15 protein-coding genes are annotated in these 15487 nt (G+C 41.5%); 13 read left to right on the forward strand and 2 right to left on the reverse strand.

What is annotated here, in order from left to right; genetic code table 11:
* Nucleotides 1–24: 24 nt before the first annotated feature.
* Nucleotides 25–237 (forward strand): DUF2892 domain-containing protein, encoded by a 213-nt coding sequence (locus Q4574_RS14300; RefSeq protein WP_303474826.1) that lies wholly within the window; start codon nt 25–27, stop codon nt 235–237.
* A gap of 75 nt (nt 238–312) precedes the next feature.
* Here the strand turns inward: Q4574_RS14300 and Q4574_RS14305 are convergent, their stop codons facing one another.
* The gene (locus tag Q4574_RS14305) at nt 313–1593 is read right to left on the reverse strand and encodes a sigma-54-dependent Fis family transcriptional regulator (protein WP_303474906.1); all 1281 of its coding nucleotides are present in this window, start codon (nt 1591–1593) and stop codon (nt 313–315) included.
* Nucleotides 1594–1828: 235 nt separating this feature from the next.
* Here Q4574_RS14305 and Q4574_RS14310 point away from each other — a divergent pair, with 235 nt between their 5' ends.
* The 12 genes from Q4574_RS14310 (at nt 1829) to Q4574_RS14365 (ending at nt 14458) form a co-directional block, all read left to right on the forward strand.
* Nucleotides 1829–3100 carry an NAD(P)/FAD-dependent oxidoreductase gene (locus Q4574_RS14310; protein ID WP_303474827.1) on the forward strand — a complete coding sequence of 424 codons (1272 nt, stop codon included), beginning with the start codon at nt 1829–1831 and terminating at the stop codon, nt 3098–3100.
* 8 nt (nt 3101–3108) lie between these two features.
* Nucleotides 3109–3744: a DUF3365 domain-containing protein gene (locus tag Q4574_RS14315; protein WP_303474828.1), complete on the forward strand. Its 636-nt coding sequence runs from the start codon at nt 3109–3111 to the stop codon at nt 3742–3744.
* A 239-nt stretch (nt 3745–3983) separates the two neighbouring features.
* A complete protein-coding gene (locus Q4574_RS14320) occupies nt 3984–5576 on the forward strand; it encodes a cytochrome ubiquinol oxidase subunit I (protein ID WP_303474829.1) in 1593 nt (530 codons plus the stop codon).
* The gene (cydB, locus tag Q4574_RS14325; RefSeq protein ID WP_303474830.1) at nt 5573–6709 is read left to right on the forward strand and encodes a cytochrome d ubiquinol oxidase subunit II; all 1137 of its coding nucleotides are present in this window, start codon (nt 5573–5575) and stop codon (nt 6707–6709) included. The genes Q4574_RS14320 and cydB overlap by 4 nt, the downstream gene beginning before the upstream one ends.
* 19 nt (nt 6710–6728) lie before the next feature.
* Nucleotides 6729–6839, forward strand: coding sequence for a cytochrome bd-I oxidase subunit CydX (gene cydX, locus Q4574_RS14330; protein ID WP_303474831.1), 111 nt, complete (start codon nt 6729–6731; stop codon nt 6837–6839).
* Between the two features lie 62 nt (nt 6840–6901).
* Nucleotides 6902–8443 carry an ATP-binding cassette domain-containing protein gene (locus Q4574_RS14335; protein ID WP_303474832.1) on the forward strand — a complete coding sequence of 514 codons (1542 nt, stop codon included), beginning with the start codon at nt 6902–6904 and terminating at the stop codon, nt 8441–8443.
* A complete protein-coding gene (locus Q4574_RS14340; RefSeq protein ID WP_303474833.1) occupies nt 8433–9974 on the forward strand; it encodes an ATP-binding cassette domain-containing protein in 1542 nt (513 codons plus the stop codon). The genes Q4574_RS14335 and Q4574_RS14340 overlap by 11 nt, the downstream gene beginning before the upstream one ends.
* Complete coding sequence (locus tag Q4574_RS14345; RefSeq protein ID WP_303474834.1) at nt 9967–10839, forward strand: MBL fold metallo-hydrolase; 873 nt, start codon at nt 9967–9969, stop codon at nt 10837–10839. Before Q4574_RS14340 ends, Q4574_RS14345 begins: the two co-directional genes overlap by 8 nt.
* A gap of 3 nt (nt 10840–10842) precedes the next feature.
* Nucleotides 10843–11601 carry a sulfite exporter TauE/SafE family protein gene (locus Q4574_RS14350; protein ID WP_303474835.1) on the forward strand — a complete coding sequence of 253 codons (759 nt, stop codon included), beginning with the start codon at nt 10843–10845 and terminating at the stop codon, nt 11599–11601.
* Between the two features lie 13 nt (nt 11602–11614).
* Nucleotides 11615–12028 (forward strand): TIGR01244 family sulfur transferase, encoded by a 414-nt coding sequence (locus Q4574_RS14355; RefSeq protein ID WP_303474836.1) that lies wholly within the window; start codon nt 11615–11617, stop codon nt 12026–12028.
* Between the two features lie 99 nt (nt 12029–12127).
* The gene (locus Q4574_RS14360; protein WP_303474837.1) at nt 12128–13762 is read left to right on the forward strand and encodes a methyl-accepting chemotaxis protein; all 1635 of its coding nucleotides are present in this window, start codon (nt 12128–12130) and stop codon (nt 13760–13762) included.
* Nucleotides 13763–13963: 201 nt separating this feature from the next.
* Nucleotides 13964–14458, forward strand: a complete 495-nt coding sequence (locus tag Q4574_RS14365) for a YqiA/YcfP family alpha/beta fold hydrolase (protein WP_303474838.1) — start codon at nt 13964–13966, stop codon at nt 14456–14458.
* A gap of 1 nt (nt 14459) precedes the next feature.
* On the opposite strand, the gene Q4574_RS14370 is transcribed toward Q4574_RS14365, so the two are convergent.
* On the reverse strand, nt 14460–15287 hold the full coding sequence (locus Q4574_RS14370; RefSeq protein ID WP_303474839.1) for an RNA methyltransferase: 828 nt from the start codon (nt 15285–15287) through the stop codon (nt 14460–14462).
* Nucleotides 15288–15487: the final 200 nt, after the last annotated feature.

Consider the following 15487-nt stretch of genomic DNA (forward strand, 5'->3'; position numbering starts at 1 on the left):
AACCGATGATAAAAGAGGCTGAATATGTCTGCTGAAAGAGTGTTAACTGCATTTGCGGGTTTTATGGTGCTAGTCTCCGTTGCCTTAACTGTTTGGGTTCACCCAAACTTTGTATGGTTTACGGTGTTTATTGGAGCCAATTTGTTCCAACAAAGTTTTACAGGCCTTTGCCCTGCGACCTTTATTATACGCAAAGTATTTGGATTCAAAACCGAAAAAGAAATGGCTAACGAGTAGTAAATCCCGGTAGCTATTTGTATTAAATAGCAAGTAAATTATAAGACAGGATGAATTATAGATGACTCAGTTTTATCATCCTCCGTCGTATTTTAAGCCGTATTTTTGTAGTTTCCGATAAAGCGTTCGCGGGCTCACACCCAATTGCTGGGCAAGTTCATCCACAGGTAAAGTGCGAGTAAAACACAATTGCGATAAATATTTTTTCTCCATCTCATCTAAGGAAATAATCTGTTTAAACTCTTGAACTTCAAACCCTTCGGTATTGCTGACGAGGTCTGGCAAATCTTCAACCTCAATAATATCTTCATTTGCTAGTAACGCAGAGTGTTCAACAATACTTCTGAGTTCACGAATATTACCTGGAAAGTCATACTGACTAAGCTTAAGCATTGCTTGTTCACTGAACTTTTTGCGATGCATTTCAGATTGTTTTAAAAAATGTTCGACTAAAATGGGTATGTCGGAGCGGCGCTGCGCCAATGACGGCAACATTATAGGAAAACCGGCAATGCGATAATACAAGTCTTTCCTAAATTCACCTGATGCCACTAAATCAAGTAAGTTTTTGTGACTTGCACAAATCAACCTGAAATCAGCCTTTTTCTGCTTAATTCCACCTACCGTCCGATAACAATGGGTTTCAAGGAGTCTTAATAATTTGACTTGCATCGCTAATGGTACGTCAGCAATCTCATCAAAAAAGACAGTGCCACCATTAGCCATTTCTATCAAACCTTTTTTAGCATGGGTCGCGCCAGTAAATGCACCTTTCTCGTGGCCAAATAACTCCGATTCAAATAGATTTTCATTTAAGCCGGTACACTCAATAATAACAAACGGCTTTTCCGCCCTAGTACTTGACTCGTGTACAGCTTTAGCCACCAACTCTTTACCCGTCCCCGTTTCACCATGCAACAACACCGCAATATCGGCCTTAGCTGAACGATTAATTTTGTTGAGCATCGCTCTAAAAGGCTCTGAATCTCCTATCATTAACTGTGTACTTGACTCATTAGATGCAAATTTTATCCGCTCTAACACTTCTAAAAACCCGGTGGTGATGCCATTTTCATCTTTAATGGGTTTCATCAAAATATCGCAATAGGTTTTACCGTAGGGCGTATCGTGAATGTGAATCACGCTGCTGGTTTTTCCCGTTTTTTTACATAGCTCCATAGGACAATCTTCACCGTGCTTGTCACAGGGAGATGAATTGCGGTGGGAAATTTCAAAACAACGACTTTTCGCTACAATAACTTCATTTTCGTAAGTATCTCGATAAGCTGAATTCACAGCTAGAATACGATAGTCAAGATCTATAAAAATTGCCGGCTTTTCCATTGCATCTATCATAGATTGGATAACACCAATGTTCACGTTCAGATACCCTATTATCAAGTCAGTATTGACTCATTCTGTGTCAAAAATGACAATTGGATCAAGTCATATTAAAAATAAGTCAACAATTTAAAATAAACCTAATAATATTCAATGGGTTATAGTTTTTTGCAGTTATAGCACGCGTCTTGCTTAGATAGTATCTATATGTCGTACCAATTAACGATATTACGAAAGGTGAGGAACTAATATGGCTAAAATAGTGATTTTAGGTGCAGGAACCGGAGGCATGCCAGCGGCTTATGAAACAAAGGAAATGCTGGGCAAGGAACATCAAGTTATTGTTATCAACGAGCGACCAGATTTCCGCTTTGTACCATCTAACCCGTGGGTAGCCGTTGGATGGAGAGAACCTGATGCGATTACAATGCCGATTGAAAAATATCTGAACAAAAAAGACATTGAATTCGTGTGTGCAAGAGTGGATAAAATAGATGCTGAAAACAATACTATTTTAACCCATGAGAACGACACCATAAGCTACGATTATCTGATTATCGCAACAGGACCAAAGCTCGCTTTCAGTAATATTAAAGGAGCAGGTCCAGAGTATTATACCCAATCAATATGTACCTTAGATCATGCCCAAAGGTGTTATCAAGATTTTGAAAAGCTATTGAAAAAACCCGGCCCAGTGGTGGTTGGTGCGTTTCAAGGTGCAAGTTGTTTTGGGCCTGCTTACGAATATGCGTTTATCTTGGACAAAGCACTGCGAGATGCCAAGATCCGCCACAAAGTACCCATTCATTTTGTGACTTGTGAACCTTACATAGGACATATGGGTTTAGGCGGTGTTGGGGATTCCAAAAGCATGCTGGAATCAGAACTTAGATCCCGTGATATTAAATGGACATGCAATGCCAGTGTAGATAAAGTCTGTGAGGATATAATGCATGTATCCGAATTCAACCGTAAAGGTGAGGTAGAATTCGAGCACCAACTTCCCTTCACTCATGCCATGCTTATACCGCCTTTTAGTGGTGTTGATGCGGTGGCCAGTGTAGACGGGTTATGCAATCCAAAAGGGTTTGTGATTACCGATGAATACCATCGTAATCCAACCTATCCCAATATATTCTCTGGCGGTGTCTGTGTTGCCATTCCGCCGGTTGAGACAACTCCTGTGCCTACGGGTACACCCAAAACGGGTTACATGATTGAAACCATGATGACCGCAATTGCGCATAATTTAAAAGCACTCATTATTGATGATCAACCGCCACAGACTAAAGGCACGATGCATGCAATTTGTTTAGCCGACATGGGAAATACCGGCGCAGCCTTCGTCGCTATGCCGCAAATTCCGCCTCGAAATGTGGCCTGGTTTAAAAAAGGAAAATGGGTACATTTAGCCAAAATCGCATTTGAAAAGTATTTCATGCGGAAAATGCGCACGGGTACCAGTGAACCTGTTTACGAAAAATATGTGTTGAAAGCACTTGGAATAGAACGTCTAGAATAGGAATGATTATGAAAAAGAGCTTAGCAAAATTTGTATCTACCGTTAAATTGTCGATGATGGTTAGTGTCAGCTTGTTTGTGACGCTAGCAAATGCAAATCCAATTGAAATCGAAAATAAGCTGCCGCCCACTAATTCCTTTGAAAGTCAGCAAGATAAGTTACAATTACAACAGATTGCTAAACAAAAAATGGCGCAGTTTGGTAATCAACTTAAAACGGCTTTGCTGGATGCAATCGCTTCTGGAGGTTTCGAAAATGCAGTGGATGTCTGTCAGCAACAGGCACCACAGATAGCATCAGAGTTATCCACAAAGGGGTGGAAATTAAGCCGCACCAGTTTAAAAACTCGCAATCCACTTAATTTACCAAATGAATGGCAAAAACCGGTATTGCTTAACTTTGAACAACAAGCAAAGAACGGCCAACCCATCGATAAGTTAGACTACAGTGAAATTGTGAATGGGCAATTTAGGATGATGAAAGCGATTCCCACAGGTCAGTTGTGTATAGCTTGCCATGGCTCAAATGTTTCACCTAAATTACAAGACAAAATTGATCAACATTACCCACAAGACGCAGCAATAAACTTTTCTCTAAACGATATTCGCGGTGCGTTTAGTGTCACTGCCAGTGCGTCCAATTAATTTGCTTACCAGCAAAACCACCATTTGTCACTTATGACACACTTATTGTCATAAGTGACATTTACGCTTCTCAAAATAGTCCACCAAGAAATAAAAAAACATAATTTTCAGACATTTAAAGTTTTTTCAAAATTTGGCACGTTGAATGCAATTCCCTTGATTAAGATCAACTCCGAGCCTGAAATCTTCGGAATATAATAAAATTCGACAACACTTTTTAAATCACTAGGAGAAACAGTATGAACGAGACTCTAATCGAGTTATCTCGTTGGCAATTTGCCTCTACCGTCATGTTTCATTTCATATTTGTTCCATTAACCTTAGGGCTGAGTTTTATGCTTGCCATAATGGAATCTGTGTATGTTATGACAGGCAAAGATATCTACAAACAAATGACCAAGTTTTGGGGTAAGTTGTTTGGGATCAACTTTGCCATTGGCGTTGCCACAGGTCTAACCATGGAATTTCAGTTCGGCATGAACTGGTCTTATTATTCCCATTATGTTGGTGATATCTTCGGAGCACCTTTGGCCATAGAAGGGCTTATGGCCTTCTTCTTAGAGTCTACCTTTGTTGGTTTGTTTTTCTTTGGTTGGGACAAAATGAGCAAAGTAAAACACCTAATGACAACTTGGTTAGTTGCCCTAGGTTCTAACTTCTCAGCTCTGTGGATCTTAATAGCCAATGGCTGGATGCAATTTCCTGTAGGTGCCGAGTTTAACTTTGAATCCATGCGTATGGAAATGACCAGTTTTGCAGAGGTAATTTTCAACCCTGTTGCTCAGGTTAAGTTCGTGCATACCGTTTCTGCCGGATACGTCACAGGCGCTATCTTTGTGTTAGCCATCTCATCATATTACCTACTCAAAAACAAAGATGTGGCTTTTGCTCGACGCTCGTTCGCCATCGCTGCAAGTTTTGGATTAGCCTCGGTCATTTCGGTAATTATATTAGGGGATGAAAGTGGTTATGAGTTAGGTGATGTGCAAAAAGTGAAACTAGCTGCAGTTGAGGCTGAATATGAGACGCAACCCGCCCCTGCCGCATTTACCCTGTTTGGACTGCCTAATGATGAAACCCAAAGCGTTGACTATGCCATTCAAATTCCTTATGCAATGGGGATCATTGCTACCCGCTCTCTTGACGAAGAAGTGGTAGGGTTAAAAGAGCATAAAGAACGCCATAGGGAGCGTATTCTGTCTGGTATTATTGCCTACGACTTACTAGACAAAGTAAGAAGCGGAGAAGCCACGTCAAACCAACGCGCAGAATTTGAACAGCACAAAGACAATTTAGGCTTCGCCATGTTGTTACAACCATTCACTGATAATGTGACTAACCCATCAGAAGAGGCCATTCAGCAAGCGGTAGACTACAGTATTCCAAAAGTTGCTCCGTTATTTTGGAGTTTCAGACTGATGGTAGCATCAGGATTTGCGATGTTAATATTATTTGCTCTTGCCTTTTACTATTCCACTAAGCATCAAATCACTAAGCCTCGCTGGTTGCTGAAATTTGCACTTTGGAGCCTACCACTTCCTTGGATTGCCTCTGAAGCGGGTTGGTTTGTAGCAGAATATGGTCGCCAACCTTGGTCAATTGCGGAAATTCTGCCTGTCCACGCATCGGTATCAAATTTGAGTGTGACTGACGTAGTAATTACGATAATTGCCTACACTTTTTTCTATGCAATTATGTTTATTGCAGCTTTCTACTTAATGCAAAAGTACGCGAAAAAAGGCCCCAGTGAGACCTTTGCAGACGCTGAGCGTGAATTAGAAGAAGCGGCACAGTTATTAAATAATGAACAACCTCAAGGAGCAAACTCATGATTGATTATGAAACGCTGCGCGTTATCTGGTGGGTGTTAATTGGTGTATTACTCATAGGCTTCGCGGTAACTGACGGTTTCGATTTAGGCGTAGGCGCATTGTTAACGCTGATAGGTAAAACGGATCAAGAACGACGAGTCATGATCAATACCATTGGTCCCCATTGGGATGGTAACCAGGTGTGGTTTATTACTGCCGGTGGTGCCATTTTTGCAGCATGGCCAATGATATATGCCACCGCTTTTTCTGGTCTTTACTTAGCATTAGCGCTGACCTTAATTGCACTTTGGATGCGTCCGCTGGGCTTTGATTATCGCAGTAAGCTGACTAATAAAAAGTGGCGAATGATGTGGGATTGGGCGCTATTTGCAGGCGGTTTCATTCCAGCCTTAATCTTTGGTGTGGCTTTCGGTAACTTGCTGCTAGGCATTCCGTTTGAGTTAGATGAAACATTGAAATCGACTTATACTGGATCGTTCTTTGGATTACTCACGCCATTTGCATTGCTCACTGGCCTAGTTTCGGTTGCTATGTTGCTAAACCATGGGGCCACTTGGCTGCAGCTTAAATCTGACGGTGACTTATATCAACGGGCACGTTCTGTGTCAGTGATATTAGCGTCAGCAACAGCCGCTCTATTTTCCCTAGCCGGCGTGTATTTAGCCATCGGTGTTGACGGTTACCAAATTACTTCAACTATTGATGTAGCAGCAACAAGCAACCCATTACTTAAAAGCGTATCTGTGGTCAGTGGTGGATGGTTGCATAACTACAGCGCCTACCCTTGGATGGTCGCGGCACCTGTTTTGGGTATTGTTGCGGCACTAGCTTCTGCTTTGTTTTCTAGCAAAGGTAAAAGTGGCAAAGCCTTCACGGCGAGTGGTTTAAGTATTGCCGGTATCATTTTAACCGCTGGTTTTTCCATGTTTCCCTTTCTATTGCCAAGCAGCGTCATGCCTGACGCGAGTTTAACAGTTTGGGATGCAACCTCATCATATTTAACGCTGCAAACCATGTTTATCGTGGCCTGTGTATTTGTACCTATTGTGCTGTGTTACACAGCTTACGGTTTCTGGGTCATGCGGGGACGAGTAAAACAAGCTGACTTGAACAAGTCTCACGCAATTTATTAACAGTTACAGGAGAAAAATTATGTGGTATTTCACATGGATCTTAGGCGTTTTATTAGCATGTTCATTTGGCATTATTAACGCCATGTGGCTTGAGTCAACAGAAGATATGGATCGCTCGGACGAATCATAATGGCGACTGAAATAACACCTCAGGCAACACTATGGCTAAGGGGGCAAAGCAAGGAATTTCGCGTGCCCCAAAGCAAGGTGTTTTTGCTGCGCCTAATACAGTTCGGTGCGCAAATTGTCACCTTTTGGTTTTTTGCTGCAATGATGATGTCGATTGTTGTCGAGCAACAAACGATCGAAGGGCGAGAGGTGTTATACCTTGGTATTGCGTCAAGTATTTGGTTGGCCAGTGTGTATTTTGCAGATAGCTTGTCGGCTATCTGCAAAACTCAAGTTGAAAGCCAGCTTGAGGACAATATTCAACACATTTGGCAGCAACAACAAACGGCTTTAATTCGCCGCTATTCACCGGCTTATTGGCAGCAATTGATGTTCGATCACATAACTGATGTGGGTAATTACGTCAGTCAATACTGTGTTCAAAAATGGCTAGCGGCAACTACGCCGCTGGTGATATTGCTGCTCATTGCTCCCATTAACTACGTAGTGGCAGTATCGCTACTGCTTTGTATGCCTGTGGTTCCTTTGTTTATGATTATTGTTGGCAAGGGAGCGGCGGCACTTCATCGTAAACACTTTATCGCTTTAGAACGATTAGGGGCGATGTTTTCAGATAGATTAAAAGCCTTGCCTTTGATAACCACCACTAACCGACATCAAGAGCAACAAATGCGATTGAGTCAGGCCAGTAATATTGTCAACGCTAAAACCATGAAAGTCGTTTCTGTGGCGTTTCTTTCGTCTACTGTCCTGGATTTCTTTTCCACCTTATCAATTGCATTAGTGGCAGTCTTCATTGGTTTTAGCTTAATAGGCGAATTCGAATTTGGTCCGGCAATGGATTTGCAAACAGGTCTTTTCATGTTACTGGTGGCACCTTTATTATTTGCAGAACTAAAAACCTTAGGAAAATACTATCATCAAAAATCTAAAGCTGAAGCGAGTGCTGAACGTTTTGCAGAAATATTTCAAGAGGTTAGTTCACCAATAAGACAACAAAAATTTAATGGCATAGATTGGCTTAACTTTCAGGTCAAAAATCCCAATATTTGTGCCAAAAAAATCTCAATTAGTCCCGGAGATTGGGTATTTCTAGAAGGCAAATCCGGCGCCGGTAAAACGGTATTGCTAGAGGCTTTAATGGGCTTTAGAGAAGCTTCACATCAGTTCCCTGCCACTTGCTACTTGCTCACCCAAGATACCGTCGTATTGGATAATACCCTAAGGTATAACCTCACATTAGGGAAAACTATCCCCGATCATTTGCTTTGGGAGGTGTTGGTCGACGTTGAGCTAAATGACTGGGCATTTAAACTGAGACAACAACTCGATACACCATTAGGTGACTATCCACCTTTATCGGGAGGTGAAGCTCAGCGTTTAGCCTTAGCTCGTATATTATTAATTAACGCTGATGTGGTATTTCTTGATGAGCCCACAGCCCACCTGACTCAAGAACAGCATAAAGCACTGAGCATTTTGTTGCATCAGCGATTGCAACAAAAGACTGTCATTTGGGCATCACATAAGTCCATACCTTCACACTGGTTTACACAACAATGGCAACTTGATGATGGCAATTTAAGGTTCCCTAATGAAACATAAAAAACTGTTAGGGATTAGCCTAATACTCGCCATTGTGCATGTTCTGGTGGGGTTCACCATTTTGTTGGTGTCCTCCTGGTTTATTGCCGCATCAGCCATTGCTGGAATGGGTTTTAACTACATGTTGCCCGCAGTGGTCATTCGAGGCCTCGCTATTTTGCGTATAGCTTCTGGTTATTTCAATATGCTGTTTGGCCACCATCACTTACTCAACTCCTTGGCCGACATTCGTCTATCTATATTCCAATCTTTAGCTGACAAGCATGTCATTAAAAGAGACGTTTCATTGAACGCCCTCGCCTATCAAAGTGAAGAAGTCGCTTCAATCTGGATTGCTTGGGTGGGCCAAAATGCAGGCGTGTTTTTGTCCATCAGTATCCTCATGTGTTGTGCTGTCGTGTTTACCCCTTTATTGACCTGGCCATTAATCGTGTTTCTATTGGTCTTTAGTGCTATTTACGTTGCATTGGTGTTGAGCACCTTATCCTACGCAGCAAAACTGGCTAAATACCAAAAAGCGGCTCAGTTGAGCTTAATTCAACATATCGAAAGCGCACCTATTTGGCACATGCAGAATCAATTGCAGCCTCCTAAATTAACCCAAATTCGTAGCTTACAGAATCGTATGCAATCGAATACTCGATTAGCGGCCCTATTCACCTCTATCACCAGTATTTCAACCTTGTGTTTTATTTTAGTCAATCATGCCGGAGCACACCTTGGGAACAGTTTGTTTGTGATTATTCCCATGGCACTGCTGAGCGTAAATGATTGGCTGGGCCGCTCCATTGAGTCACAAAATAAGTTAGCCACTTACCATATCGCCAATAAAAGTTTGACGACTTTGCAACAGGACGCTGTATCTATTTATCGCCATGACACTGAAGTACAGATCCTGACAGTCTCTCATTTTGAAGCCCAAAATACCCATATGCCTGAGGTATCGGCTACTTTCAGCCCTGCTAGTTTGAGTTTAATTGTAGGTAGTTCCGGGGCAGGAAAAAGTCGATTTCTACAAGCAATTGCAGGCTTAATCCCTAGTCAAGGAAGTCGTCAGGTCAATCAAATAGAGGTGCCAAGTGGTTTACTCAACGACAGCCTGTATATAGAACAATTTCCCTACTGTCTTTCAGACACCCTAAAGAGTAACTTGCTTATTGCTAATCCCAATGCGTCGGATACACACTTAATGGACGTACTTAAACAAGTTGGTTTGGGCTACATGACAGACATTAACCAATGGATTGGAGAGAACGGTCGACGTTTTTCAGGTGGTGAAAGAAAACGTTTAGGTTTGGCTCGCGCACTGTTAAGTCAAGCTAATTTAATTTTAATCGATGAACCATTTGAAGCACTGGATGAAACAAATATTGAAATTGCTTGTAAACATATAAACCAACTCTCCCAGCATAAAATTGTGTTGGTAGCCTCCCACATTATTCCTCGCCAACTCAAAATAGATCAACAAATATCACTTGATCCAAAGGTGCAGCCTGAATTAAGCAAAGAAGGAATCATTCATCATGAATAAACTCATTATTCAACCATTTCTGGATGAAAAGACCAATACGATGACCTATGTTATAACCGACAAAACCTGCAACCTGTCGGCAGTAATTGATCCTGTTTTAGATTTTGATGCTAATTCAGGCACCCTTTCATCTGCCAGTGCAGATAAGGTGATCAAATATTTGGATGATAATAATTTCTCTTTAGAGTGGATACTTGAAACCCATGCCCACGCAGATCATATAACTGCCTCCCAATATATTAAAGAAAAACGCGGGGGCGAAATTGGCATTGGCGAACATATTCGCATCGTCCAATCCACCTTCAAAAAAATCTTTAACTTAGCGGCATCTTTTCCATGTGACGGCAGTCAATTTGATCATTTATTTAGCGACGGGGAAATAATTAAATTAGGCCATCTAGACATTCAAGTCATGAATACCCCTGGTCATACGCCTGCCTGTGTGAGTTATTTGATTGAAGACGCCGTATTTGTTGGTGACACTCTATTTATGCCCGATTATGGTACTGCTAGAGCTGACTTTCCAAACGGCAGCGCAAAAGCGTTATACCAATCTATTCAGAAAATACTTGCCTTGCCTGGGGACACCCGAATCTTTGTCGCCCATGATTATAAAGCTGAAGGTCGTAATGAATATGCCTGGGAAACCACCGTTTTTCAGCAATTACGCAATAACATTCACGTAAAACAAGGGGTTAGCGAAAACGATTTCGTAAAGCTGCGTAATGAACGTGATAAAACGCTCCCTGCGCCAAAACTACTTTTACCCTCTATTCAACTGAATATTCGCGCAGGACTGATGCCCGACAGCGAAGATAATGGTATTTGTTATTTAAAAATACCGCTAACCGTAAAGCTAGGTTAACCCATGACTGATCCGATAATTTGGTTGGGTGCTATAACCATGGGGTTAAGTCTTGGTTTACTGGGATCTGGCGGCAGCATTTTAACCCTACCTTTGTTAATTTTCATTGCCAAAGAGCCTGAAAAAATCGCCATAGCGGAATCCTTACTAATAGTTGGATTAGTGGCGTTAGTGGGCACCCTAACCCACTATTTCAAAGGCAATATAATTTATAAATTGGTCATCTATTTTGGCATACCGAGCATGTTTGCAGCGTACGGGGGAGCCTACCTAGCTCAATTTGTCAGCGCCCAACTACAATTGCTTATATTTGCAGGGATTATGCTATTGGCGAGTGTTTTCATGCTGAAGCCAGTTTCCCCTCTAACGAATAATCCAACACCTCCTCATTCAGGATTCTGGTTGATCCCCGCAAGTTTATTGGTGGGATGTTTAGCGGGTTTAATCGGCGTTGGTGGCGGTTTTCTGATTGTGCCTGCACTGATGTTTATTGCAAAAATTCCGATTAAACAGGCTGTGGGTACCAGTTTAGTCATTATAGTCATGCAGAGTATTAGTGGATTCTCCCAATATTTACAGATATTTCAAGATGCAGACATCCGCTTAAATTGGCCACTAGTGACACTAATAAGCGGCTGTGCGATAGGGGGTATTTTAGTGGGATTACAGGTAGCAGATAAACTTCCACAAACAGTGATTAAGCGACTATTTGCGGCGGGTTTAATAGGTTTGTCGGCCTACACCTTTATCGCAAACTTTTAATCGAGGATGTGCTATGTCGATTGTTAATTTAAACGACCACTTTTCAGTATCTGGTGAACTAAACAAACAACAGCTATCTGAGTTAATTGAAAATGGTTTAACCATGCTAATTAACGTTCGGCCTGACAATGAAACCGACCAACAAAAGACGAGCAGAGAGTGGAAGTTGCTTTGTGATTCACTAGGTGTTAGCTATCAACATATCCCAGTTAATTCAGGTTGTTATGCAAAACAGCAAATTGCATTATTCAAACAGGTGCTTGAGCAACAAAATGGCTTAGTCCATTGTTTTTGCCGAAGTGGTACCCGGGCTGCCCATCTTTGGGCTTTAAGTCAAAAAGAACAGTCTTCTTTCCAACAACTACAAAGAATATGCAGTTCCAAGGGATACGATTTGTCGGCAATTAAAGACTATTTTGCGGATTAAGGTTTGAATCTACAAAAATAGACTAGACTAAAAGAAAAAGAATAACGCGACACAATAGCGTCGCACAATACGTTTGCGGCAATAGTAGAGGAATTAGCAATGATTTTTTTACGTAGGTTTTCATTGATCTACCGATTAAGTTTGATCGTCATTCTAATGGTACTCGTTCTCGTACTGCTTAGTTTCAGTGTGTTGAATCATCATTATGAATCATTGGAACAACAAGCGTATAAAGAAAACAAAAGCGTTGTAGATGTAGCATACAGCGTTATCGAACATTTCCATCAATTAGCAAGCACCCAACAACTCAGTGAAGACGATGCAAAAGCAATGGCGATTGCGACTGTGAGTGAGCTTAGATACGACAACAATAATTATTTTTGGCTGCAGGATGCTGCACCGAATATGATAATGCATCCCTTTAAACCAGCCCTAAATGGCCAATCTTTATACGACAGTACCGATGCTAATGGAAAAACGTTTTTCCGAGAGATGGCATTGTTAGTCAAAAATCAAGGCAGCGGCTTTGTCACTTATGTTTGGCCACTTCCAGGTGAAGAAGAGCCCACCGCTAAGATATCCTATGTTAAAGAATTTAGTCCTTGGGGATGGACTATAGGCTCGGGAATTTACTTAGATAAACTGGATGCCTTTTATGCCAAACTGCGCAATTCTTATATTCTCGAAGCCTTTATTGGATTGGTTTTTATTTTAGGCGCGACTTGGTTAATTAGTAAGAGCATTACCGGTCCTATTCAAGAAGCCAGTGAACGCATGCGCGACATAGCACAGGGCGAAGGAGATTTAACCCGGCAATTACCAGTACAAGGAAATGACGAAATAACACAACTAAACCAATTTTTTAATCAATTTACCTCCAAAATACGAGAATCTCTTGTTCAGGTACGCACCATCATCGAAGAATTAATTGCGCAATCTAACTCTGTTGCTAGTGTTAGCCAAAGCAGTAATACCTTTGCCCAACAGCAAAGTGAGGCTACTTTGCAAGTAGCCGATGCTATCGACAAAATGACTAAACAAATAGGTGAAGTTAGTAATAGTGCTTTGAATGCTGAAAACACGACTAGTGACGCAAAAAACAATACGCAAGCGGGTGCTGTAGCGGTTAATCGCACTGTAGAAGATATTCAATCTTTAACCAGTAATATTGATCAAGTTAATTCCGTTGTTTCTCAATTAGCCAAACAGAGCGAAAATATTGGTAGCGTCCTCGATGTGATACGAGCGATTGCAGAACAAACCAACTTACTAGCATTAAACGCTGCCATTGAAGCAGCTCGCGCTGGCGAACAAGGTCGAGGCTTTGCAGTCGTTGCAGATGAAGTCCGCACATTAGCTAGCCGCACTGGACATAGTACTGATGAAATTCAAAGCATGATTGAAAAATTACAAAGTGATGCTAAAGCTGCAGTAGAAGCCGTGAAAACGAGCCAAGATACATCCCAAAAAACGGTCGGTAACATAAACGAAGCTAATCAGACACTGCAAGAGGTAGCCCGACTAATGGGCCAAATGTCACAAATGAATACCCAGATAGCCCAAGCCACAGAACAGCAAACTCAAGCGGCTCAAGCCATCAATTTACGACTGGATGATTTAAACGCTGCCTCAGAGCAATCAGTTACCACGGCGACCACGTTAAACCAAGCTAGCCAGGCTCTCAAAGCCCTCAGTGATAAAGTGCATACTGTGGTAAATCGCTTTATACTATAAATTGGTATACAGTTGTTCGGTAATTAACCAAGCCTAAATGCTTAAATATGTATTGCTGCGCAATCACGTTGAATCAGTATGGTTAAACCCCAACGATATGTTCTTGGTAACAGAAAAATAGTAGTATTATTCTCCCTTGAGCGAAAATTCGAACCTTATCTAATGTTACTATCTCTTCAAGACATACTACGGAAATAAATCATGCGCGTGATTTTCTCACACGGAAAAGAAAGTGGTCCTTGGGGCTCAAAAATACGTAAATTAGCTGAAGTCGCTAAACATCACGGATATACAGTTGATAGCATTGATTACTCTGGCATCATGAATGCCGATGTGCGAGTCGACAAGCTAATAAAGGTGCTATCTGACATCAAAGAACCCGTGCTTTTAGTGGGCTCTTCTATGGGCGGCTATGTGTCTATGGTAGCGGCACAAAATCAACTTTGTAGCGGCCTGTTCTTGCTCGCTCCTGCCCTCTTTATGCCCGGTTACATAAATCAAACCTATGCGCCCAATACTGAGCATATTTGCATTGTCCATGGCCTAAATGATGAGGTTATTCCTTATCAACATTCACAAAAGTATGCTGAAATATCAGGCTGTGAATTACATCTCATTCAAGGGGATCACAGACTTAACACATCAATGCCTGAGGTTACCGATATATTTCAGACATTCCTCAAGCAATATCAATAAATTAAATCGACAATTGATAGACGCAAATATTCACTGCACTGGCTAAATTAAGTGAATCAATTTTACCACTTCCAACAATGGTATAGGCATCAGCATCACAGGCCGACAAGGCATCATTAGGTACGCCTCTGGCTTCGTTGCCAAATAAATAGCACTGGTAATTGGCAAAATCTGAACTTTGTATTTGTTTACCTTGCATATCTAAGTAGGCAAAACCTTTAAAGCGCGTACGTAAATGCTCTAATTCAACATCTAACTCAATAGGCACATGGAATATCGCGCCCATACTGGCTCGAACCACTTTGGAATTAAACGGATCAACACTGTTGGGACTAAGCAATAATCGAAAACCACCAAACCAAGCGAGAGTGCGCAAAATAGTACCTAGGTTACCGGGATCTTGTACTTCATGGAGATAGATACAACGCTCGTTCTGTGAACTGGGTTGGATTAACTCCGCGGTTTTTGTTTGCACCTCGACCGCTTTAGCTTGTGCCTCAACCGCTTTAGCTTGTGCCTCAACCGCTCTAGCTTGTGCCTCAACCGCTTTAGGCAATGGCACGCAGGCAATGATGCCCTGGGGAGTTTTAGTATCACTCAATTGTGCCATTTGTTTTTTGTTGAGGTTTGCAATAGTGCAATCCATACTCAACTGACTGGCCCAACCTTGATATTCTTCCGTAACATACAAAGTAATATCGCCTGCGTCAGTGTGCGTTTTTAGCGCTTTTTGAAGCTCTAAAACTAAATGTTCACCTTCGACTAAATAATAACCAAATTGAGAACGATACTTTTTTTGATGGAGTTTTTTTACATCATCAAATTTCATATCAACTTGCCTTTACATTTTAGTTTTGCATGGCACAAGTTAAATACTGCAAGATTGGTCATGTAATTTCCTAGTCGGTAGATTTGATAAATGAAACAATAAATACTCATGGTTGAGAATTGTAACCCTTTGATGAAATCAAGTCAGGCGAAACTGGTTAAACCCAATAAATTACGGTAAAAAGCAGCAATTTCCCTTTG

The sequence above is a fragment of the Aliiglaciecola sp. 3_MG-2023 genome, assembly GCF_030548205.1.
GTDB lineage: Bacteria > Pseudomonadota > Gammaproteobacteria > Enterobacterales > Alteromonadaceae > Aliiglaciecola.